General features: G+C 65.4%; 17 protein-coding genes. 15 read left to right on the top strand and 2 right to left on the bottom strand.

The window, feature by feature from the left end; translation table 11 throughout:
- Positions 1-45: 45 nt before the first annotated feature.
- Positions 46-840 (bottom strand): class I SAM-dependent methyltransferase, encoded by a 795-nt coding sequence (locus tag K2O51_RS24405; RefSeq protein WP_041679653.1) that lies wholly within the window; start codon positions 838-840, stop codon positions 46-48.
- A 12-nt stretch (positions 841-852) separates the two neighbouring features.
- Here K2O51_RS24405 and gloB point away from each other — a divergent pair, with 12 nt between their 5' ends.
- The 15 genes from gloB (at position 853) to K2O51_RS24330 (ending at position 20,381) form a co-directional block, all read left to right on the top strand.
- Positions 853-1,653 (top strand): hydroxyacylglutathione hydrolase, encoded by an 801-nt coding sequence (gloB, locus tag K2O51_RS24400; protein WP_011298345.1) that lies wholly within the window; start codon positions 853-855, stop codon positions 1,651-1,653.
- Between the two features lie 153 nt (positions 1,654-1,806).
- Positions 1,807-3,480: a transglycosylase SLT domain-containing protein gene (locus K2O51_RS24395; RefSeq protein WP_220630897.1), complete on the top strand. Its 1,674-nt coding sequence runs from the start codon at positions 1,807-1,809 to the stop codon at positions 3,478-3,480.
- A 169-nt stretch (positions 3,481-3,649) separates the two neighbouring features.
- Positions 3,650-5,542 carry a propionate--CoA ligase gene (locus tag K2O51_RS24390; protein WP_011298343.1) on the top strand — a complete coding sequence of 631 codons (1,893 nt, stop codon included), beginning with the start codon at positions 3,650-3,652 and terminating at the stop codon, positions 5,540-5,542.
- A 178-nt stretch (positions 5,543-5,720) separates the two neighbouring features.
- Positions 5,721-8,090, top strand: coding sequence for a bifunctional salicylyl-CoA 5-hydroxylase/oxidoreductase (locus K2O51_RS24385; RefSeq protein ID WP_220630896.1), 2,370 nt, complete (start codon positions 5,721-5,723; stop codon positions 8,088-8,090).
- Positions 8,090-8,893, top strand: a complete 804-nt coding sequence (locus K2O51_RS24380; RefSeq protein ID WP_011298341.1) for an SDR family NAD(P)-dependent oxidoreductase — start codon at positions 8,090-8,092, stop codon at positions 8,891-8,893. Before K2O51_RS24385 ends, K2O51_RS24380 begins: the two co-directional genes overlap by 1 nt.
- Positions 8,894-8,954: 61 nt before the next feature.
- Positions 8,955-9,806 (top strand): enoyl-CoA hydratase family protein, encoded by an 852-nt coding sequence (locus tag K2O51_RS24375; RefSeq protein WP_220630895.1) that lies wholly within the window; start codon positions 8,955-8,957, stop codon positions 9,804-9,806.
- Positions 9,807-9,839: 33 nt separating this feature from the next.
- Positions 9,840-11,009 (top strand): acyl-CoA dehydrogenase family protein, encoded by a 1,170-nt coding sequence (locus tag K2O51_RS24370; RefSeq protein WP_220630894.1) that lies wholly within the window; start codon positions 9,840-9,842, stop codon positions 11,007-11,009.
- A 58-nt stretch (positions 11,010-11,067) separates the two neighbouring features.
- Entirely contained in the window at positions 11,068-12,714 is a 1,647-nt protein-coding gene (locus K2O51_RS24365) for an AMP-binding protein (protein ID WP_220630893.1), read from the top strand.
- The gene (locus tag K2O51_RS24360; RefSeq protein WP_220630892.1) at positions 12,711-13,160 is read left to right on the top strand and encodes an acyl-CoA thioesterase; all 450 of its coding nucleotides are present in this window, start codon (positions 12,711-12,713) and stop codon (positions 13,158-13,160) included. Before K2O51_RS24365 ends, K2O51_RS24360 begins: the two co-directional genes overlap by 4 nt.
- Before the next feature lie 45 nt (positions 13,161-13,205).
- Positions 13,206-13,616: a RidA family protein gene (locus K2O51_RS24355; RefSeq protein WP_140949088.1), complete on the top strand. Its 411-nt coding sequence runs from the start codon at positions 13,206-13,208 to the stop codon at positions 13,614-13,616.
- 331 nt (positions 13,617-13,947) lie between these two features.
- Positions 13,948-15,084, top strand: a complete 1,137-nt coding sequence (gene carA, locus K2O51_RS24350; RefSeq protein ID WP_011298335.1) for a glutamine-hydrolyzing carbamoyl-phosphate synthase small subunit — start codon at positions 13,948-13,950, stop codon at positions 15,082-15,084.
- A 56-nt stretch (positions 15,085-15,140) separates the two neighbouring features.
- On the top strand, positions 15,141-15,824 hold the full coding sequence (gene leuE, locus K2O51_RS24345; RefSeq protein WP_011298334.1) for a leucine efflux protein LeuE: 684 nt from the start codon (positions 15,141-15,143) through the stop codon (positions 15,822-15,824).
- 78 nt (positions 15,825-15,902) lie between these two features.
- A complete protein-coding gene (gene carB / locus K2O51_RS24340) occupies positions 15,903-19,151 on the top strand; it encodes a carbamoyl-phosphate synthase large subunit (protein ID WP_011298333.1) in 3,249 nt (1,082 codons plus the stop codon).
- A 223-nt stretch (positions 19,152-19,374) separates the two neighbouring features.
- On the top strand, positions 19,375-19,851 hold the full coding sequence (gene greA / locus K2O51_RS24335; protein ID WP_011298332.1) for a transcription elongation factor GreA: 477 nt from the start codon (positions 19,375-19,377) through the stop codon (positions 19,849-19,851).
- Positions 19,852-19,877: 26 nt separating this feature from the next.
- Positions 19,878-20,381 carry a DUF4149 domain-containing protein gene (locus K2O51_RS24330; protein WP_011298331.1) on the top strand — a complete coding sequence of 168 codons (504 nt, stop codon included), beginning with the start codon at positions 19,878-19,880 and terminating at the stop codon, positions 20,379-20,381.
- A 43-nt stretch (positions 20,382-20,424) separates the two neighbouring features.
- Here the strand turns inward: K2O51_RS24330 and K2O51_RS24325 are convergent, their stop codons facing one another.
- Entirely contained in the window at positions 20,425-20,925 is a 501-nt protein-coding gene (locus K2O51_RS24325) for a YhbY family RNA-binding protein (RefSeq protein WP_011298330.1), read from the bottom strand.
- Positions 20,926-21,052: the final 127 nt, after the last annotated feature.

Here is a 21,052-nt window from a genome sequence, read left to right as displayed (position 1 = left end):
GCCCGCAAGGGCTGCCACAGGAGTTATGTGTGCGCGCCGGCCGGGTCAGCTTTCGTCGCCCGGCGTCTTGCCGTGCGTGCCCGTCGGCGTAGCCACCGGCGCGGCGACAGGCGCGAGTGCCGCCTTGGCAGTCTTCCAGGCCGGGCCGACCAGGCGGATATTGCGCACACGCTTGACCGCGGAAATCATGTAGACCGCGCCGAAGATCGGCCACCAGCGGTCGCCGGCCTTTTCCATGAACGCGGCGCGCTGCAGCCAGCGCTCGGTACGGTATGGGGGGCAGTAGCAACCAAAGCGGCCGCGGATGATGTCAAAGCCGAGCAGCTTGAGCCAGTCCTTGATGCGCACGAAGCCGATGGACTGCGCATCCGTCGGCAGGAACGGCATGGCGCCAAGGCGGTTCAGGCCCTGGCGCGCGCCCCACAGGCTCATCGGGTTGAAGCACGTCACCACCACGCGGCCTTCGGGCATCAGCACCCGCGATACCTCCCGCAGGACTTCGTGCGGATCTTCGGCGAACTCCAGCACATGGGGCAGAGTGGCCAGGTCGATGCTCTGGGTGTCGAACGGCAGTTCGTCGAAGCGGCACAGCAGCTGGCGCGCGTCCGGGTGTGCCGCGCGCGGCCCGTGTGGGCCACTGGCAGGATCGAGCGCGAGCGCCGAGAACGGCATCCGGTTCTCGCGCAGGGTATCGATGGCGGGCAGCCCCATCTGGACCGCGTGATAGCCGAAAATATCCGGCACGGTCCGGTCGTATTGCCGCGCCTCCCACTCGAGCATGTATTGCCCGGGGGGCGAAGCCAGCCAGTCTTCCCAGCTTACAATCGGACGGTCAGCCATAGGAGCACGCGCATGTTGAAAGTGGAGCCGATCCCCGCATTCCAGGATAACTATATCTGGGCCATCCACGACGGCCGCAATGCCGCCGTGGTCGATCCCGGCGAGGCGGCGCCGGTGGAGCGGTTCCTGAAGGACAAGGGCCTGGCTCTGGGCGCTATTGTAATCACCCATCACCATGGTGATCACCAGGGCGGTGTGGCGGAGCTGCTTTCGGCCTATCCGACTACGCACGACGGCGCGCCGATGCCCGTGATCGGGCCCGCCGGGGAACGCATCGGCGGACGCACACAGGCCGTGCGCGAAGGCGATACGGTGACGTTGCCGGCGCCCGCGCTGCAGTTTCGCGTGCTGGATGTGCCGGGTCATACGGCCGGCCATGTTGCTTACGCCGGCGACCTGCCAGGCGTTGGCCCGGTCGTGTTCTGTGGTGATACGCTGTTCGCTACCGGCTGCGGCCGCCTGTTCGAGGGTACGCCGGCCCAGATGCTCGCGTCGCTTGACAAGCTGGCGTCGCTGCCCGGTGAGACGCGCGTGTACTGCGCACATGAATACACGCGCAGCAATGTGCGCTTCGCGCGCGCAGTGGAACCCGGCAACACCGCGCTGGCCGACTGGGAAGCGCGCGTCGAGTCGCTGCGTGAAGCGGGCCAGCCGACTGTGCCGTCCACGATCGGACTCGAGCGCCAGGTCAATCCGTTCCTGCGTTCGCGAGAACCGACGGTGCGGGAGGCGGTCAAGGCCCAGGGCGGCAGCGTGGCAGGAGATGCGGAAGCGTTCGGCGCGCTGCGTGGCTGGAAAGACAACTTCCGCTGAGTGTAGTGATCAACCTCGCGGGCTCGCTTGCGTCCGTGCGGCAAGGGTCTGCGACAAGTCGAATGCCAATTGTCTTCTGGAAAATCTCATTGACGTGAAAGCCTGTTTTTTTTAGCATCACGCAACCTTTTAGCGTCACAATTCGAGAATTTAATGAAATTTGGTCGATTACTGGCGGTGTTTGCAAGCGTGGCGCTGCTCGCAGCCTGCGCTAGCACGCCCACACCGCCCGGCGCCAGTGCGTCCGGCGCCCCGACCGCCCTGACCTCCGCGCGCAGCGGCAAGGACCCGCTCAACTCGCTCAGCGTCGACAAGACGCTTGCCCCTGGCGCAGCCAGCATGAACCCGGATCAGCCCGGGCTGGACTGGCTGCGTGGTCCGTCCACCGACATCTGGGATCGCATCCGCCGTGGCTTCGCCATGCAGGACCTGGAAGGGACGCTGGTTGACGACCGCACGCAGTGGTATTCGCAGCGACCGGAATACATGGAACGCATGGTGGCGCGTTCGAGCCGCTACCTGTATCACATCGTGGAAGAGCTGGAGCGGCGCAATATGCCGACCGAACTGGCGTTGCTGCCGTTCGTCGAGAGTGCGTTCAATCCGCAGGCGCAGTCGAGCGCCAAGGCGGCGGGCATGTGGCAGTTCATCCCGAGCACGGGCAAGACCTATAACCTGAAGCAGAACATGTTCCGGGACGAACGCCGCGATGTGCTGGCGTCGACCGACGCGGCGCTCGACTACCTGGCGCGCCTCTATGACATGTTCGGCGACTGGCATCTCGCGCTGGCGGCGTACAACTGGGGCGAGGGCGCGGTGTCGCGCGCGATTGCGCGCAACCAGGCGCGCGGCCTGCCGACGGACTACGCCAGCCTGACCATGCCGAACGAGACACGCTACTACGTGCCCAAGCTGCAGGCGGTGAAGAACATCATCGCCAACCCGGCCGCGTACGGCGTCAGGCTGCCCGAGATCCCGGACCATCCGTATTTCGTGACGGTCACAACGAGCCGCGATATCGACGTCACGCTGGCGGCCAAGCTGGCCAATATGTCGCTCGAGGAGTTCAAGGCGCTGAACCCGTCGTTCAACCGGCCGGTGATCCTGGGGGCGTCGAATCCGCAGATCCTGCTGCCGTTCGATAACGCCGAACGCTTCCAGTACAACCTGAACACCTACCGCGGCGGGCTGTCGAGCTGGACCGCGGTGACGGTGGACAACCGAGAACGCGTGGAAGCGCTCGCGGCGCGCCTCAATGTCGATCCGGACACGCTGCGCGAGATCAACAGCATCCCACGCGGCATGCGGCTGAAGGCAGGTTCGACGGTGATGATCCCGCGCTCCGGCCACCACGACCAGGACATCAGCGCCACGCTCGCCGACAGTGCCATGCTGGCGATGGAGCCGGACCTGCCCGATGCCCGCCGCCTCGTCGTGCGCGCAGGGCGCCGGGATACGGTGACCTCGGTGGCGCACCGCTACGGGGTATCGCCCAGCCAGGTGCTGTCGTGGAACAAGCTCTCAGGCACCAAGCTGGTCGCAGGGCAAAGCCTGGTGCTGATGGTGCCGGTTCGCGCCGGCGGCGCCGGCAAGGCCACGCGCACCGCACGCGCGGAACCGGAGGCCGACAAGCCCGAGGTGGTACGCGTATCCGCGTCCGGCAAGGGCAAAGGCAAGGCGGAAGGCCGCAAGCGCATGACGGTGGAAGCCGCACCACGCCAGGCGGCGAGCAAGAGCGCTGGCGCCTCGCGTTCGGCCGCCGCCAAGTCTGCGCCGTCGGTCAAGGCCTCGTCAAAGGGGGCTTCGAAGGCTGCCAAGGCGCGATAGGGCGCCGGAATCGCCGGACTAAACGGGGCGTTGCCTGGGCACGCCCCGTTTTTTTTGCCTCGGCGCGGCGCGGAGTGCCGCATGCCCATCTGGCCGAAGGCGCACAGGACGCCGTGCCGGTGGCAAACTAGCAGGACGATAACGACCGCAGAAGCGGAGGAGACCTGCCATGACGGCAAGCCATGCCGTGCATGCCCGTTCGCTGGCCGACCCTGAGGGGTTCTGGGCCGAACAGGCGCAGCGCATCGATTGGGAAACCCCGTTCGGACAAGTGCTCGACAACAGCCGCGCACCGTTCACGCGCTGGTTCGTCGGCGGCCGCACCAACCTGTGCCATAACGCGCTGGACCGGCACCTGGCCGCCCGCGCTCAGCAGCCAGCGCTGGTCTGGGTATCCACCGAAACCGACCAGCAGCGCACCTACACCTACGCGCAACTGCACGAGGAGGTCAACCGCATGGCGGCCATCCTGCAGGGGCTTGGCGTGCGCAAGGGCGACCGCGTGCTGGTCTATATGCCGATGATCCCCGAGGCGACGTTCGCGATGCTCGCCTGTGCCCGCATTGGCGCGATCCATTCGGTCGTGTTCGGCGGGTTTGCATCGGTCAGCCTTGCCGCGCGCATTGATGATGCGCAGCCGCGCGTGGTGATCAGTGCCGACGCCGGTTCGCGAGCCGGCAAGGTGGTGCCGTACAAGCCGCTGCTCGACGAAGCCATCCGCCTGTCCAGCCACAAGCCCGAGAAAGTATTGCTGGTCGATCGCAAGCTCGCGGACATGCCGCGCGTCGATGGCCGCGATGAAGACTACGCAGCCTGGCGCGAACGCGTGGCCGGCGCGCAGGTGCCGTGCACGTGGCTGGAGTCGTCCGAACCGTCCTACGTGCTCTACACGTCCGGCACCACCGGCAAGCCCAAGGGCGTGCAGCGGGACACGGGCGGATATGCCGTGGCGCTGGCCACTTCCATGGATTACATCTTCTGCGGCAAGGCCGGCGACACCATGTTCACGGCGTCGGATATCGGCTGGGTCGTGGGGCACAGCTACATCGTCTATGGCCCGTTGCTCGCGGGCATGACCACGCTGATGTACGAGGGCACGCCGATCCGCCCGGACGGCGGCATCCTGTGGCGGCTGGTGGAGCAGTACAAGGTCAACCTGATGTTCAGCGCGCCCACGGCCATCCGCGTGCTCAAGAAGCAGGATCCGGCGTTCCTGACGCGATACGACCTGTCGAGCCTCCGGCTGCTGTTCCTGGCCGGCGAGCCGCTCGACGAGCCCACCGCACAGTGGATCCAGGATGGCATCGGCAAGCCCGTGGTCGACAACTACTGGCAGACAGAATCGGGCTGGCCGATCATCGCGATCCAGCGCGGCATCGAGGCGCTGCAGCCCAAGCTCGGCTCGCCGGGCGTGCCGGCGTATGGCTATGACTTGCGCATCGTCGATGAGAGCACCGGCGAGGAGTGTGCCCCGGGGCAGAAGGGCGTGGTCGCCATCGACGGTCCGCTGCCTCCTGGCTGCATGAGTACGGTGTGGGGCGATGATGATCGCTTCGTGCGTACCTACTGGTCGGCGGTGCCGAACCGGCTCTGCTATTCGACCTTCGACTGGGGCGTGCGCGACGAGGATGGCTATGTGTTTATCCTTGGCCGGACTGACGACGTCATCAACGTCGCCGGCCACCGTCTGGGGACGCGGGAGATCGAGGAAAGCCTGTCATCGCACCCCGGCGTGGCCGAAGTTGCGGTAGTGGGCGTGCAAGACGCGCTCAAGGGGCAAGTGGCAATGGGTTTCTGCATTGCCCGCGACGCCGCGCGCACGGCGACGCCGGAGGCCCGGCTGGCGTTCGAGGGCGAGCTGATGAAGACGGTCGAGCAGCAGCTTGGCGCGGTGGCGCGCCCGGCACGCGTGTTCTTCCTGAACGTCCTGCCCAAGACGCGCTCCGGCAAGTTGCTGCGACGCGCCATCCAGGCTGTCGCGGAAGGGCGAGATCCGGGGGACCTTACGACGATCGAAGACCCTGCAGCGTTGGAACAACTGGTATCCGCCCTGAAGGGCTGAAGCGGGCCGGGCGGCCGCGTCCGGTTAATGGGCATCTGCAATGTGCGCCGATCGGGGCACATTGCAGATTCATCTTGCAACGCCAGCGCATGCAGACTAATATTTGAAGCATAAAATATTTAAACATGATTTAGATGCGCTCCCTGCCGATGCGAGGGGGCTCGGCAGGAGACGACAGATGCGAGTGCTTTGTATTGGCGGCGGCCCGGCGGGACTGTACTTCGGGCTGTTGATGAAGCTGCAGGATCCGGCCAACGAGGTCATCGTGGCGGAGCGCAACCGGCCCTACGATACGTTCGGCTGGGGCGTGGTGTTCTCCGACGCCACCATGGACAACCTCAAGGTTGCCGATCCCGTCAGCGCCGCCGAAATCAATGAGGCGTTCAACCACTGGGACGACATCGACGTCCATATCGGCGGCCGCACCATCCGCTCGGGGGGCCACGGCTTTATCGGCATCGGCCGCAAGCGTCTGCTCAACATCCTGCAGGCGCGCTGCGAAGCGCTTGGCGTCAAGCTGGTGTTCGAGACGGATGTCTCGGACGACCAGGCGCTGGCGATGCAGTACCAGGCCGATCTCGTCATTGCCTCGGACGGCCTGAACAGCCGCATCCGCACCCGCTACGCCGGTACCTTCCAGCCGGACATCGACACGCGCCAGTGCCGCTTCGTCTGGCTCGGCACGCACAAGCTGTTCGATGCCTTCACGTTTGCGTTCGAGAAGACCGAGCACGGCTGGTTCCAGGCGCATGCGTACCGCTTCGATGACAACACTTCGACCTTTATCGTGGAGACGCCGCAAGAAGTGTGGAGCGCCGCAGGCATCGAGCAGATGAGCCAGGAAGAGGGCATCGCGTACTGCGAGAAGCTCTTCGCGAAATACCTCGACGGCAACAAGCTCATCAGCAATGCGACGCATCTGCGCGGCTCGGCAAACTGGATCCGCTTCCCGCGCGTGATCTGCAAGCACTGGGTGCACTGGAACACGCTGCCCGACGGCCGGCGCGTGCCGGTGGTGCTGATGGGTGATGCCGCGCACACGGCGCACTTCTCCATCGGCTCGGGTACCAAGCTGGCGCTGGAAGACGCAATCGACCTGGCTACCGAGATCGCAGCTTCGGGCCCGTCTGCGCATGACGCGCTTCCCGCGGCGCTGGAGCGCTACGAAGCTACCCGCAGCGTGGAAGTGCTGAAGATCCAGAACGCGGCGCGCAATTCCACCGAGTGGTTCGAGAATGTCGAGCGCTATGCAAGCCTTGCGCCCGAGCAGTTTGCATATTCGCTGCTGACCCGTTCGCAGCGCATCTCGCATGAGAACCTGCGCGTGCGTGATGCTGGCTACGTGCGAAAGTTCGAGCACTGGCTGGCCGGAGAGGCCGGTGTGCCCGCCGAATCGCTGCGGCTGCGCGAAGACAAGCCCGTGCCGCCGATGTTCACGCCGTACCGCGTGCGCGGCGTCACGTTGAAGAACCGCGTGGTCGTGTCGCCGATGGCGATGTACTCGAGCGTGGATGGTGTGCCGGGCGATTTCCATCTGGTGCATCTCGGTTCGCGCGCGCTCGGCGGTGCCGGCATGGTCGTGGCCGAGATGACCTGCGTGTCGCCCGATGCGCGCATCACGCCGGCGTGCCCGGGTTTGTGGAACGACGCGCAGCGCGATGCGTGGAAACGCATTGTCGATTTCGTGCATGCGAACAGCGATGCGCGCATCGCCATGCAGATCGGCCATGCCGGGCGCAAGGGCTCGACGCAGCTCGGCTGGGAGAAGATGGATCATCCGCTTCCGCACGGAAACTGGCCGCTGTTTTCGGCCTCGCCGATTCCCTACCTGCCCGGCGAGTCGCAGGTGCCGCGCGAAATGACACGCGAAGACATGGACCGCGTGCGCGATGATTTCGTCGCTGCTGCCCGTCGCGCCGCGGAGGCGGGGTTCGACTGGCTTGAGCTGCACTGCGCGCACGGCTACCTGCTGTCGAGCTTCATCTCGCCGCTGAGCAACCAGCGCACTGACGAATACGGCGGCACGCTCGCCAATCGCTTGCGTTACCCGCTTGAAGTTTTCGCGGCAGTGCGCGAAGTATGGCCGGCGGACAAGCCGATGTCGGTGCGCATCTCGGCGCACGACTGGGTCGAAGGCGGCATCACGCCCGATGATGCGGTGGAGATCGCGCGCGCCTTCAAGGCAGTCGGTGCGGACATGATCGACTGTTCGTCGGGTCAGGTGAGCCCGGACCAGGCGCCGGTCTACGGCCGCATGTACCAGACGCCGTTCGCGGACCGCATTCGCAACGAGGCGGACATTCCTACGATTGCGGTTGGTGCGATCTTCGAAGCCGACCATGTCGACAGCATCATCGCCGCGGGTCGTGCCGACCTGTGCGCCGTGGCACGGCCGCATCTGGCCGACCCGGCATGGACGCTGCACGAGGCCGCAAAACTTGGCTACCGCGACGTAAGCTGGCCGCGGCAGTATGAGGCGGGCAAGCGCCAGCTCGAAACCAACCTGGAACGCGCCGCGGCCCTGGCCCGCGCCGTGGTGGAGCACTGATGATGGCAGCGGAGTTTTCCCTGCAAGGCCGGCACGCACTGGTCACCGGCGGCGGGCGCGGCATCGGCGCGGCAATCGCGCGCCGGTTGCTGGCTGACGGAGCGAGCGTCACGCTGGTCGGACGCGACGTGCAGGTACTGGAACGCGCAGTCGAGGAACTGCGTCCGCTGCTGATCGGTGATGCCGTGTTGGCTGCAGTGCCTGCCGACATCAGCGATGCCGACAGCGTGGCGGCGGCATTTGCCGCAGCCGAGGCCAAAGCTGGCCCGGTCACCGTGCTTGTGAACAACGCCGGCCAGGCGCACAGCGCGCCGTTCGGCAAGACCAGCCTGGCGTTGTGGCAACGCATGATGGATGTCAACCTGACCGGCACCTTCCTGTGCACGCAGGCCGCGCTGCCTGCGATGATGGCGGCTGGCTGGGGACGCATCGTCAACGTGGCCAGCACCGCGGGCCTGATCGGCTATGGCTACGTCAGTGCCTACTGCGCGGCCAAGCATGGCGTGATCGGCCTCACGCGCTCACTGGCGCTGGAAACAGCGCGCAGTGGCGTGACCGTCAACGCGGTTTGCCCCGGTTACACCGAAACCGACATCGTGCGCGACGCTGTCGCCAATATCGTCGACAAGACCGGCCGCAGCGAGGCCGAAGCGCGCGCGGAACTCGCGGCACGCAACCCGCAGCGCCGGCTGGTGCAACCCGACGAAGTCGCGGACGCGGTGGCCTGGCTGTGCCAGCCATCGGCGAGCTCGATGACGGGACAGGCGATCGCCGTGGCAGGCGGCGAAGTCATGACAGGATGATTGCGTGCTGAGAGCAAGCGGCAGCACCAGAACACCGAATCAGACAAGACAGAGAGAAACCATGACCGACATCGCACTCCACATGCGCCATCACAAGCGCAAGTTCGCGGACTACTCGCCGAAGCACTTCCTGTGGTCCGTCTCCGACGATGGAAAGGTAGGCACCATCACGCTCAACCGCCCGGAGCGCAAGAACCCGCTAACGTTCGACTCGTATGCCGAACTGCGCGACCTGTTCCGTGCGCTGTGCTATGCGAGCGATATCAAGACCGTGGTGGTCACGGGCGCCGGCGGCAACTTCTGCTCGGGCGGCGACGTGCACGAGATCATCGGGCCGCTCACGAAGATGACCATGCCGGAGCTGCTCGACTTCACGCGCATGACCGGCGACCTCGTCAAGGCCATGCGTGCGTGCCCGCAGCCGGTCATCAGCGCGATCGACGGCATCTGCGCCGGCGCTGGCGCCATGATGGCACTGGCCTCCGATATGCGAGTGGGCACGGCGCAGGCCAAGACCGCTTTCCTGTTTGTGCGCGTAGGGCTGGCCGGCGCCGACATGGGCGCGTGCTCGTTGCTGCCGCGCGTGATCGGGCAGGGCCGGGCCAGCGAACTGCTTTACACCGGCCGCGTGATGACCGCGGAAGAAGGACTGCAGTGGGGCTTCTTCAACGCGCTGCATGCGTCTGCCAAGGTGCTGGCCGAGGCCCATGTGCTAGCCGCGCAGCTCGCTGCTGGCCCAACCTTCGCGCACGGCGTGACCAAGAAGCTGCTGCACCAGGAATGGAACATGGGCCTCGACGAAGCGATCGAGGCCGAAGCCGAGGCGCAGGCTATCTGCATGCAGACGCGTGATTTCCGGCGCGCCTACGAGGCATTCGTGGCGAAGAACAAGCCGGTGTTCGAGGGCGACTGAACGCAAACGAAGGCGCAACCAAAAGGATTTTCGATGTCCGACAAGACTTACCTCGAGCTGCCTCTGCTTGACGATTCGCACCGCATGCTCGAACGCGATCTGGATGCGTGGTGCGAGGCGAACCTGAAGGTGGACCACAGCGATACCGATGCCGCATGTCGCACGTTGGTGCGCCAGCTTGGCGAAGCCGGCTGGCTTCGCTACTGCGTGCCGGCCGCGCATGGCGGCGCGTTGCCGGCGCTCGATTCGCGTTCGCTGTGCCTGTTGCGTGAAACGCTGGCCCGTCACGATGGGCTGGCCGATTTTGCATTCGCCATGCAAGGGCTTGGATCGGGCGCGATCTCGCTCGCCGGCAGCGACGCCGCGCGCAAACGCTACCTGCCGCGCGTTGCCCGTGGCGAAGCCATCGCGGCGTTTGCGCTGTCCGAGCCGGACGCCGGTTCGGACGTGGCGGCGATGCGGTGCAGCGCGCAGCTCGACGCAGGCGGCACCCACTATGTGATCGACGGGGCCAAGACGTGGATCTCCAACGGCGGCATTGCCGATTTCTACTGCGTGTTCGTGCGTACCGGCGAGGCGCCCGGCGCGCGCGGCATCTCCGCGTTCGTGGTCGATGCCGACACGCCGGGTTTGAGCATTGCCGAGCGCATCGACGTCATGGCGCCGCATCCGCTCGCCACACTGCGCTTCGACAACTGCCGCGTGCCGGTAGGCAATCGCCTGGGCGAAGCGGGGCAGGGCTTCAAGGTGGCAATGATGACGCTGGACATCTTCCGCGCGTCAGTGGCGGCAGCCGCGCTTGGCTTCGGCCGCGCTGCACTCGATGAAGCATTGGCACGTGCGCGTGCACGGCCGATGTTCGGCGGCGTGCTGGCGGACCTCCAGCTCACGCAGGCGGCCATTGGCGACATGGCCACGGCCATCGATGCCGCGGCGCTGTTGACCTACCGCGCGGCGTGGCTGCGTGACGTGAAGGGCGTGCGCACCACGCGCGAAGCGGCCATGGCCAAGATGGTGGCCACCGAAAACGCGCAGCAGGTCATCGACCGCGCGGTGCAGATGTTCGGTGGCCTCGGCGTCAAGGTCGGCACGCGCGTGGAAGGGCTCTATCGGGAGATCCGCTCGCTGCGCATTTATGAAGGCGCGACGGAGGTCCAGAAGCTCATCATCGCGCGCGAAACGCTGGCGGCGCAGGTCGCCTGAAGCGGCACGGCCCGACACACATCATCAAGTCAGCGACACAGCAGACAGGAGACAAGTCATGGCGAACACCGCCCACCTCGATACCTTCGCCCAGGATCGGCTGCCGCCGCCCGAGGCGTGGCCCGAGTTCCGCTTCAATGCGGATACCGACTACCCCGAGCGCCTGAACTGCGCCGTGGAACTGGTTGACCGGCACGTGCGCGAAGGGCGCGGCGAGCGCGTGGCCATCCGCCAGCGGCGCGGCGACGGCATCGAGACGATCACGTTCGCGCAGCTCGCGGCGCTGAGCAACCGCATTGCCCATGTGCTCACCGAGGATATGAAGCTGGTGCCGGGCAATCGCGTGCTGCTGCGCGGGCCCAATAACCTGATGATGGCGGCGAGCTGGCTAGCGACCATCAAGGCGGGCCTGATCGCGGTGCCGACCATGCCGTTGCTGCGCGCCAAGGAGCTCAAGCAGATCATCGACAAGGCGCAGGTCACTGCGGCGCTGTGCGACGTGCGCCTGCGCGAGGAGCTGGAGGCCAACCGGCAGCCGGGCGCGGAATATCACTGCCCGAGCCTGGCCCAGGCGCTGTACTTCAACGGCGAAGGCGAAGGCTCGCTGGAAGCCGCCATGGCGGGCAAGCCGGACACCTTCGATGCCTGCGATACGGCGACCGACGACATCTGCCTGATCGCCTTCACCAGCGGCACCACGGGCCAGCCCAAGGGCACGGTCCACTTCCATCGCGATGTGCTTGCGATGTGCGACTTATTCCCGCGCCATGTGCTGCGCCCGGAACCGGACGACATCTTCTGCGGCACGCCGCCGATCGCCTTCACGTTCGGGCTAGGCGGCATCCTGTGCTTCCCATGGCGCATCGGCGCCAGCACCGTGCTGGCGGAGAAGCTCACGCCGGACAGCCTGCTGCAGCTGATCGCGGACTTCCGCGCAACCATCGTGTGCACCGCGCCGACCTTCTACCGTCAGATGGCCGCGCTGGCGTCGCGTTACGACTTGCGCAGTCTGAAGAAAAGCGTGTCGGCCGGCGAGGCGCTGCCCGATGCCACGCGCCAGGCGTGGAAGGCGGCTACCGGCATTGAGATGACGGACGGCATCGGTGGCACGGAGATGATGCACATCTTCATCTCCAGCGCGGGTGCCGATGTGAAGCCGGGTTCCATCGGCAAGGTCGTGCCCGGCTACATCGCGCAGATCGTCGACGAGAACATGCAGCCCGTGCCGCCCGGCACCGTGGGCAAGCTGGCGGTGCGCGGGCCGACCGGCTGCCGCTACCTGGACGACCCCCGTCAGGCCAACTACGTCAAGGCTGGATGGAACCTGCCCGGCGACACCTTCGTCATGGACAAGGATGGTTACTACTTCTACCAGGCGCGCTCCGACGACATGATCATCTCGGCCGGCTACAACATCGCCGGTCCGGAGGTGGAGAGCACGCTGATGCAGCACAAGGACGTGGCGGAATGCGGCGTGGTCGGCGCGCCGGATGCGGAGCGTGGGCAGGTCGTCACGGCCTACGTCGTGCTGCGCGAAGGGGTGGAGGCCAGCGACGCCACGCGCGCCGCGCTGCAGGACTATGTGAAGCGCGAGATCGCGCCATACAAGTATCCGCGGCGCATCGTCTTCGTGCCGGCACTGCCACGCACGGAGACTGGCAAGCTGCAGCGGTTCCGGCTGCGCCAGATGGCGGAGCAGCCATGACTGCCGTATTCCGCAATACCGTGCTGGTGCGCTTCAAGCACTGTGACGCCGCCGGCATCGTGTTCTATCCGCGCTACTTCGAGATGCTCAACGACTTCATCGAGGACTGGTTCGCTCAAGCGCTGGACTGGCCCTTCGATGCCATGCATGGCGCCGGACAGGCTGGCGTGCCGACCGCCGACCTGCACTGCCGCTTTGTCGCGCCGAGCCGCCTCGGGGAGACGCTCACACGGGAGCTTCGCGTGGTCAAGCTCGGGCAGTCCAGCTTCACAGTGCAGGTACGGTTCATGGGCCCCGACAGTGACTTGCGGCTGGAAGTGACGCAGCGGCTGGTCTGCGTCGATACGGACAAGATCGCGCCACGGCCGCTGCCGGATCCCGTGCGACAGGCGATGGCGACCTACGTGGATGAGACTCTGGCGGCAACTGGCAGCCCGGGCCTCTGAAGATTCAAGGCAATTCGAGTAACCGAACTATCAGGAAGCAAAATCATGAAAATTCTGCAGCCGCCCGACTGGGCCGCTCCGCGCGGCTATTCCAACGGCATCATGACTGAGATGCAGGCCGGCAGCCGGCTCATCTTCGTCGGAGGCCAGATCGGCTGGAATGGCCAGTGCGAGTTCGAGACGGACGACTTCGGCCTGCAGGTCGCGCAGGCGCTGCGCAATATCGTCGCCGTGCTGGAAGCCGGCGGTGCCCGGGCCGAACACATCACGCGCATGACCTGGTACGTGAAGAATAAGGCGGAGTATGTTGGCGCGTACCCGGTCATCGGGCAGCACTACCGGGATATCATCGGCCGTCATTTCCCGGCAATGACCGCGGTGGAAGTGGCCGATCTGGTCGAGCCACGCGCAAAGGTGGAGATAGAGGTGACGGCGGTTGTGCCGCCGGCGGCATAGGGCCGGGTGCCGGGGCGACGACGACCGGAGCGGGCGGTGCAGGCGCGGCCCGGTCGCACGCAAGTCCTTGAAAACTTGAGAAATTGGTCGGCGCGGGATATAATTCGAAAGTTTCGCTTTCAGAACCCTTCACCCTAGCGCCAACCGCTTTCCACCTTCCGCCGCCCCCGTCCGCGCAGCCTTCGCCAGCATTGAGATATGTGATGCAAAGAGCATGCAGCGACCGAGTCGCGCCGCTTGGCACAGTGCCAATGCAGCCGTACCGGGATCTCAATGGGGCACGAGGCGTTGATCAGGTCGGTCACGGGGTGAGTCCAGCAGGAGCCTACCCGTGTTACCGTCTTTCCCGTCCGCCATTCTCGCGCTTGCAGACGGCACGGTCTTTCGTGGCTATTCCATCGGCGCTTCCGGCCATACCATCGGCGAAGTGGTGTTCAACACCGCCATCACCGGTTATCAGGAAATCCTCACCGACCCGAGCTATTCCCGGCAGATCGTCACGCTGACGTATCCGCACATCGGGAATTACGGTGTCAACCGTGAGGATGTTGAAGCCACGAAAGTCCATGCCGCCGGCCTGATCATCAAGGATCTGCCGATTCTGGCCTCGAATTTCCGCAAGGAGCATACGCTCGGCCATTACCTGAAGCAGGAAAAGGTCGTCGCCATTGCCGGCATCGATACCCGCAAGCTGACCCGCATCCTGCGCGAGAAGGGCGCCCAGAACGGCTGCATCCTGGCTGGCGAGGACAACGTCCAGAAGGCCATCGACCTGGCGCGCTCGTTCCCCGGCCTGGCTGGCATGGACCTGGCCAAGGTGGTGTCGGTCAAGGAGCCGTATGACTGGACGCAGTCGGAGTGGGAACTCGGCCAGGGCTACGGCAAGCAGGACAAGCCGCAGTTCCACGTGGTCGCCTATGACTACGGCGTCAAGTTCAATATCCTGCGCATGCTGGCCGAGCGCGGCTGCAAGGTGACGGTGCTGCCGGCGCAGGCCACTGCGGCCGACGCCCTGGCGCTGAATCCGGATGGCGTGTTCCTGTCCAACGGCCCCGGCGATCCGGAACCGTGCGACTACGCGATCAAGGCCACGCGCGAATTCATCGAGCGCGGCATCCCGACCTTCGGCATCTGCCTGGGCCACCAGATCATGGCGCTGGCCATCGGTGCCAAGACGCTGAAGATGAAGGCCGGACACCACGGCGCCAACCATCCGGTCAAGGATCTCGATGACGGTCGCGTGATGATCACGTCGCAGAACCACGGCTTTGCTGTGGATGCGGAAACGCTGCCGGCCAATGCGCGCGCGACGCACGTGTCTCTGTTCGATGGCACGCTGCAGGGCTTTGCGCTGACCGACAAGCCGGCATTCTGCTTCCAGGGCCACCCGGAAGCGTCGCCTGGCCCGCACGACGTGGCTTACCTGTTCGACCGCTTCACGAAGATGATGGCGGACGCGCGCAAGTAAGCGCGGCCCATCACGAGCAGCGAAGAACAGAGACGAGCAGGGAACAAGGACACGCCATGAACGCCTTTATGCATACCGCCTTCGGCATCACCGATTTCTGGACCTATGTGCTGGGCACGATCTTCATCGTGCTGCTGCCGGGGCCGAACTCGATGTATGTGCTGTCCGTGGCGGCGCAGCGCGGTGTTCGCGCGGGCTACAAGGGTGCGTGCGGCGTGTTCCTTGGCGATGCGGTGCTGATGGTGCTGTCGGCCGCGGGCGTGGCCTCGCTGCTCAAGGCAAGCCCCGCACTGTTCTACGTGGTGAAGTACATCGGCGCGGCCTACCTCGGCTGGATCGGGTTCAACATGCTGCGCGGCGCGGTCCGTAACTGGACGAGCGCCGGCAAGACGGAGCGGGCTGCGGCGGAAGCCGCCGTTGCCGCGCCGGCGGACCAGTCCAACGCGTTCCGCAAGGCGCTGGTCATCAGCCTGATGAACCCCAAGGCCATCCTGTTCTTCATCTCGTTCTTCATCCAGTTCGTCGATCCGGGCTTCGGCTATGCGGCGCTGTCGTTCCTGGCGCTGGGCGTGGTCGTGCAGATATTCAGCTTCCTGTACCTGACGACGCTGATCTTCGTCGGTGTGAAGCTGGCCGCCGCGTTCCGCCGCCGCCGACGCCTGTCGGCGGGCGTGTCGAGCGGCGTGGGCGCCATGTTCATCGGCTTCGGCGCGAAGCTGGCGACGGCCACCCTGAGCTGAACTTTCCGAATCCTGCTGGATTCCTGATTTTCCGGACGGCGGCCCCGATGGCCGCCGGACCAAAAAAGAGATAGTGCAATGCCAAAACGCACAGACATCAAGAGCATCCTGATTATCGGCGCCGGCCCCATCATCATCGGCCAGGCGTGCGAGTTCGACTACTCCGGCGCCCAGGCCTGCAAGGCGCTGCGTGAAGAAGGTTTCAAGGTCATCCTGGTCAACTCGAACCCGGCGACCATCATGACCGACCCGGCCACGGCCGATGTGACATACATCGAGCCGATCACCTGGGAAGTGGTTGAGCGCATCATCGAGAAAGAGCGTCCTGACGCGATCCTGCCGACCATGGGCGGCCAGACCGCGCTGAACTGCGCGCTGGACCTGCATCGCCACGGCGTACTGGACAAGTACAAGGTCGAACTGATCGGCGCTTCGCCGGAAGCTATCGACAAGGCCGAGGACCGCCAGAAGTTCAAGGACGCGATGACCAAGATCGGTCTCGGTTCGGCCAAGTCAGGTATCGCGCACTCGATGGAAGAAGCGCTGGCCGTGCAGACCCGCATTGCGCAGGACACCGGCACCAGCGGCTACCCGATCGTGATCCGTCCGTCGTTCACGCTGGGCGGCACGGGCGGTGGCATCGCCTACAACCGCGAAGAGTTCGAAGAGATCTGCAAGCGCGGCCTGGACCTGTCGCCGACGCGCGAGCTGCTGATCGAAGAATCGCTGCTGGGCTGGAAGGAATACGAGATGGAAGTGGTCCGCGACAAGGCGGACAACTGCATCATCATCTGCTCGATCGAGAACCTGGACCCGATGGGCATCCACACCGGTGACTCGATCACCGTGGCCCCGGCCCAGACGCTGACCGACAAGGAATACCAGATCCTGCGGAACGCCTCGCTGGCCGTGCTGCGCGAGATCGGCGTGGACACCGGCGGTTCGAACGTGCAGTTCTCGATCAATCCGAAGGATGGCCGGATGATCGTGATCGAGATGAACCCGCGTGTGTCGCGTTCGTCGGCACTGGCTTCGAAGGCCACGGGCTTCCCCATTGCCAAGGTCGCGGCCAAGCTGGCCGTTGGCTACACGCTGGACGAGCTCAAGAACGAAATTACCGGCGGCGCGACCCCGGCGTCGTTCGAGCCGTCGATCGACTACGTGGTCACCAAGGTGCCGCGTTTCGCCTTCGAAAAATTCCCGCAGGCCGACAGCCACCTGACCACCCAGATGAAGTCGGTCGGTGAAGTGATGGCCATGGGCCGTACTTTCCAGGAATCGTTCCAGAAGGCGCTGCGCGGCCTGGAAGTCGGCGTCGACGGCCTGGACGAGAAGTCGACCGACCGCGACGAGATCGTCGAGGAAATCGGCGAGGCTGGCCCGGACCGCATCTGGTACGTGGGCGACGCGTTCCGTATCGGCATGTCGCTCGAGGAGGTGTACGCCGAGACCGATATCGATCCGTGGTTCCTTGCCCAGATCGAGGACATCGTCAAGACGGAAGGCCAGATCAAGGCGCGTACGCTGGAAACCCTGTCGGCTGCCGAGCTGCGCTACGTGAAGCAGAAGGGCTTCTCGGACCGCCGCCTGGCCAAGCTGCTGAAGACGAAGGCCAAGGCCGTGCGCGAAGCGCGCATCGCCAACAACGTGCGTCCGGTCTACAAGCGTGTGGACACCTGCGCGGCCGAGTTTGCGACCAACACCGCGTACATGTATTCGACCTACGAGGCCGAGCATGGCGAGTGCGAAGCGAACCCGACCGACAAGAAGAAGATCATGGTGCTGGGCGGTGGCCCGAACCGGATCGGCCAGGGCATCGAGTTCGACTACTGCTGCGTGCACGCCGCGCTGGCGCTGCGCGAAGACGGGTACGAGACCATCATGGTCAACTGCAACCCGGAAACCGTGTCGACCGACTATGACACCTCCGACCGCCTGTACTTCGAGCCGGTGACGCTGGAAGACGTGCTGGAAATCGTCGCGATCGAGAAGCCGGTCGGCGTGATCGTGCAGTACGGCGGCCAGACCCCGCTGAAGCTCGCGCTGGACCTCGAGCGCAACGGCGTGCCCATCATCGGCACCAGCCCGGACATGATCGACGCGGCGGAAGACCGCGAGCGCTTCCAGAAGCTGCTGCAGGACCTGGGCCTGCGCCAGCCGCCCAACCGTACCGCGCGTGCCGAAGACGAAGCGCTGCGCCTGGCCGAGGAAATCGGTTACCCGCTGGTGGTGCGCCCGTCGTACGTGCTGGGTGGCCGCGCGATGGAAATCGTGCACGAGCCGCGTGACCTCGAGCGCTACATGCGCGAGGCCGTCAAGGTGTCGAACGACTCGCCGGTGCTGCTGGACCGCTTCCTGAACGACGCGATCGAATGCGACGTCGACGCGCTGAGCGACGGCAAGCGCGTGTTCATCGGCGGCGTGATGGAGCACATCGAGCAGGCTGGCGTGCACTCGGGCGACTCGGCTTGCTCGCTGCCGCCGTACTCGCTGTCGGCCGAGACCGTGGCCGAGCTGAAGCGCCAGACTGCCGCCATGGCCAAGGCGCTGAACGTGGTCGGCCTGATGAACGTGCAGTTCGCGATCCAGCAGAACAACGGTGTCGACACCGTCTACGTGCTGGAAGTGAACCCGCGTGCGTCGCGTACCGTGCCGTACGTGTCGAAGGCAACCGGCCTGCAGCTGGCCAAGATCGCCGCGCGCTGCATGGCTGGCCAGTCGCTGGACTCGCAGGGTGTCGCCGCCGAGGTGGTGCCGCCGTACTTCAGCGTCAAGGAAGCGGTGTTCCCGTTCAACAAGTTCCCGGGCGTGGATCCGGTCCTCGGACCTGAAATGCGTTCCACCGGCGAAGTGATGGGCGTGGGCAAGACCTTCGGCGAAGCGCTGTTCAAGAGCCAGCTCGCCGCCGGTTCGCGCCTGCCCGAGAGGGGCACCGTGCTGATCACCGTGAAGGACAGCGACAAGGTCCGCGCCGTCGCGGTGGCCCGCATGCTGCACGACATGGGCTACCCGATCGTGGCCACGCGCGGCACGGCTTCGGCCATTGAAGCCGCCGGCATCCCGGTCAAGGTGGTCAACAAGGTCAAGGACGGCCGTCCGCATATCGTGGACATGATCAAGAACGGCGAACTGGCGCTGGTGTTCACCACGGTGGACGAGACCCGTGGCGCGATTGCCGATTCGCGTTCGATCCGTACCTCGGCGCTGGCCAACCGCGTGCCGTACTACACCACCATTGCCGGCGCGAGCGCCGCGGTGGAGGGCCTGAAGCACATGCAAAGCCTGGAGGTCTACGACCTGCAAGGCTTGCATGCGTCGCTGGCATAACATTTCGATGGGGCGGGGCGCTTGCGCTCCGTCAAGGCCACCAAGTCCGCCGGTGTTGCTGTCGGCGGGCTTCTTGGCCTAAACTACTCCGAATTCGTCGATCGGCGCCCGTATTCCGGGCGCCTTTCCCATCCGAAAGCCGCGGTTGAGCGGGAGTGCCCTGGCCAGTTGCCAGGCACAGTTCCAGCTCCGCTGCGGCTCATTTTTTTGTTGAATCGAAGACATGAGCACCATTCCGATTACCAAGCGTGGCGCCGAGCTCCTGAAGGAAGAGCTGCACCGCCTCAAGGCCGTCGAACGTCCTGCGGTGATCAATGCCATCGCCGAAGCGCGTGCACAGGGCGACCTCTCCGAAAACGCCGAGTACGACGCCGCCAAGGAAAAGCAGGCCTTTATCGAGGGCCGTATCCTGGAAGTCGAATCCAAGCTGTCGGCCGCACAGGTGATCGACCCGACCCAGCTCGACACGGACGGCCGCATCGTATTCGGCGCCACGGTCGACCTGGAAGACCTGGAATCGGGCAGCCCCGTCAGCTACCAGATTGTCGGCGACGATGAAGCCGATCTGGACAGCGGCAAGATCTCCGTCAGCTCGCCGATCGCGCGCGCGCTGATCGGCAAGTTCGAAGGCGACGTGGCCACGGTGCTGGCGCCGGGCGGCGAACGAGAGTACGAAGTCATCACCGTCCGTTACGTCTGAGGCTGCAAGGCTCACGGAACCGGATAGTGTTTTCGTCCTCTTACTCCAGTCTGCCGCCGCTGCCCCACCGCATTTTCCTGCTGCTGACGGTCGTCTGGGCCGGCAGCCTCTGGACGGTGGGCTACATGGTGGCCCCCACGCTGTTTTCCGTGCTGCCCAGCCGCGAGACGGCAGGCATGATCGCTGGCCACCTGTTCCAGACCGAGGCCATTCTCGGCGTGACCATCGGTGTGCTGCAGCTCGTGCTGTGCAATGTGCTGATCCGCCGTGGCGCCAACCGCTATAGGGCCTTGCGCTGGCTGGTGCTTGCCATGCTCGTTTGCGTGCTCGTGGGATATTTCGGCACCCAGCCATTCATGGGCAGCCTCAAGGAGAAGGCGACTGCGCTCGGCGTTGGAGTGTCGGAGTCGCCGTTCCGTGCACAGTTCGGCATGCTGCACGGCGTGTCCAGCGCCTTCTATCTGCTGCAGAGCCTGTTGGCACTGGCGCTGGTGTGGCGCGCTTCGGCGCCGCGCTCGGCTGGCGAATAGCCGGCGTGGAAGGGCAGGCGGCCCGCACAGGGCCGCCGTGGTTTCAGGCGAGTGCCTTCTTCTTCTGGCTGGTGGGCCGGGCGCGCGAGCGCTTGACGTTGCCACCCGCCGTGACGCGTTCGTTGCCGAGCACGGTCACATCCTTGCGGGTCGGGCGGCGGTTCGGTGCACCGCTCGGCTTTTTCACCGTGACGGTACGCGGCGCGGCGCCACGGCGAGCGGGGGTGTGGCGGCCCAGGTCTTGCGGTTGGTTTTCCTTCAGGCGAGCCTCGCCCGGGCGCCAGACGACCAGCAGCTTGCCGATATGCTGGATCGGCGCGGCGTCGAGTTCATCGCAAATGGCTTCGTAGATGGCGATGCGGGCTTCGCGGTCATCACCGAATACGCGGATCTTGATCAGGTCGTGGGCAGCCAGGCTGCGGTCGATTTCGGCCAGGACCGCGCGCGTCAGGCCTTCCGCGCCAATCATCACGACCGGATTGAGGCCATGGGCACGGGAGCGGAGTTCGGAGCGCTGGGCTGGAATAAGTTGGAGTGCGGACATAAATAGGCGCTGACAGCGCAGGCAATAAGTGCTGCCAGCGGCCCGAACGGGCAAATGGCGGGCCGGAGTGGCCGCCGCTGGCATGCGATTGGCGCGTATTATCCGCCAAACCAGTACAGGTTGGCGG

The sequence above is a fragment of the Cupriavidus pinatubonensis genome, from assembly GCF_019602855.1.
Lineage (GTDB): Bacteria > Pseudomonadota > Gammaproteobacteria > Burkholderiales > Burkholderiaceae > Cupriavidus > Cupriavidus pinatubonensis.
Note: the sequence above shows the minus strand (reverse complement) of the source record. Positions and strands in the feature narration are given on the sequence as shown.

Bases quoted from the DNA above. Each gene is read 5' to 3' on its own strand.
- K2O51_RS24375 (WP_220630895.1), top strand. From the start codon at position 8,955: ATGACCGACATCGCACTCCACATGCGCCATCACAAGCGCAAGTTCGCG.
- K2O51_RS24360 (WP_220630892.1), top strand. From the start codon at position 12,711: ATGACTGCCGTATTCCGCAATACCGTGCTGGTGCGCTTCAAGCACTGT.
- K2O51_RS24390 (WP_011298343.1), top strand. From the start codon at position 3,650: ATGACGGCAAGCCATGCCGTGCATGCCCGTTCGCTGGCCGACCCTGAG.
- K2O51_RS24325 (WP_011298330.1), bottom strand. From the start codon at position 20,925: ATGTCCGCACTCCAACTTATTCCAGCCCAGCGCTCCGAACTCCGCTCC.
- K2O51_RS24370 (WP_220630894.1), top strand. From the start codon at position 9,840: ATGTCCGACAAGACTTACCTCGAGCTGCCTCTGCTTGACGATTCGCAC.
- greA (WP_011298332.1), top strand. From the start codon at position 19,375: ATGAGCACCATTCCGATTACCAAGCGTGGCGCCGAGCTCCTGAAGGAA.
- leuE (WP_011298334.1), top strand. From the start codon at position 15,141: ATGAACGCCTTTATGCATACCGCCTTCGGCATCACCGATTTCTGGACC.
- gloB (WP_011298345.1), top strand. From the start codon at position 853: ATGTTGAAAGTGGAGCCGATCCCCGCATTCCAGGATAACTATATCTGG.
- carB (WP_011298333.1), top strand. From the start codon at position 15,903: ATGCCAAAACGCACAGACATCAAGAGCATCCTGATTATCGGCGCCGGC.
- K2O51_RS24405 (WP_041679653.1), bottom strand. From the start codon at position 840: ATGGCTGACCGTCCGATTGTAAGCTGGGAAGACTGGCTGGCTTCGCCC.
- K2O51_RS24385 (WP_220630896.1), top strand. From the start codon at position 5,721: ATGCGAGTGCTTTGTATTGGCGGCGGCCCGGCGGGACTGTACTTCGGG.
- K2O51_RS24365 (WP_220630893.1), top strand. From the start codon at position 11,068: ATGGCGAACACCGCCCACCTCGATACCTTCGCCCAGGATCGGCTGCCG.
- K2O51_RS24355 (WP_140949088.1), top strand. From the start codon at position 13,206: ATGAAAATTCTGCAGCCGCCCGACTGGGCCGCTCCGCGCGGCTATTCC.
- K2O51_RS24380 (WP_011298341.1), top strand. From the start codon at position 8,090: ATGATGGCAGCGGAGTTTTCCCTGCAAGGCCGGCACGCACTGGTCACC.
- K2O51_RS24395 (WP_220630897.1), top strand. From the start codon at position 1,807: ATGAAATTTGGTCGATTACTGGCGGTGTTTGCAAGCGTGGCGCTGCTC.